This window comes from Pseudoalteromonas sp. UBA2102 (assembly GCF_002331165.1).
Taxonomy (GTDB): Bacteria; Pseudomonadota; Gammaproteobacteria; order Enterobacterales; family Alteromonadaceae; genus Pseudoalteromonas; species Pseudoalteromonas atlantica.
In genome coordinates this window covers 6,546-7,362 of the sequence record NZ_DCYU01000080.1, presented here as the reverse complement: position 1 = coordinate 7,362, position 817 = coordinate 6,546, and the positions used below count along the sequence as shown (strand labels likewise).

Below are 817 nucleotides of genomic sequence, written 5' to 3'. Positions count from 1 at the left end.
CCTGCCATCGGAATTTTAACTAACACGTCGCAATGCTCACGCGTTAAACGGCGCATGCCCTCGCCCTCTGCTCCCATTACTATTGCCATTGGCCCAGTAAGGCTTGCATCAAACACGTGGGTGTCTGTTTCGCCAGCTGTGCCCACAACCCATACGCCTGCATCTTTAATTTCGCGAAGCGTACGCGCCAGGTTTGTTACCTGAATAAGCGGTACGGTTTCGGCTGCGCCACAGGCTACTTTACGTGCTGTGCCGTTAAGCTTGGCCGACTTATCTTTAGGTACAATTATAGCGTGTACACCTGCTGCATCTGCGCTACGTAGGCAGGCACCTAAATTGTGCGGATCGGTTATGCCATCTAGTACTAGTAAAAACGGCGTGTCTTCGCGAGCAATGATCTCATCTAAATCTTTTTCGTTGTAAACACGCGCAGCTTTTACATTGGCAATAATGCCTTGGTGCTGCTCATCGTTTGCTTTGTTATCTAGCGCTTTTCGCTGCATAAATTGTACAGAAATACCAAATTTACGTGCTTCATTAATAATCGGGGATAAGCGCTTATCATCACGACCTTTTAGGGCATAAATTTCTAAAAAACGCTCTGGCTCTTTTGCTAAAATTGCTTCAACAGAGTGAAAGCCAAAAATTAATTCATTACTCACGTATTTTTTGCTCCTGGGCTATTACGTTTACGGGCATTTTTGCCTGGTCTTTTAGGCTTTTTAACTGCCTTTTTTTTCGGTTTTTTCTTAGCGGTGGTTTCAGCGGCTTTTTTACCGGCTGGCTTTGCGCCAGACTTACCCGCTGGTTTGCCTTT

Annotated in this window: 1 protein-coding gene; it reads right to left on the bottom strand. The window is 45.8% G+C overall.

What is annotated here, in order from left to right:
- On the bottom strand, positions 1 to 662 hold a 662-nt coding region (rlmB, locus tag B2R65_RS11105), incomplete at its 3' end, for a 23S rRNA (guanosine(2251)-2'-O)-methyltransferase RlmB (protein WP_286742624.1).
- Positions 663 to 817: the final 155 nt, after the last annotated feature.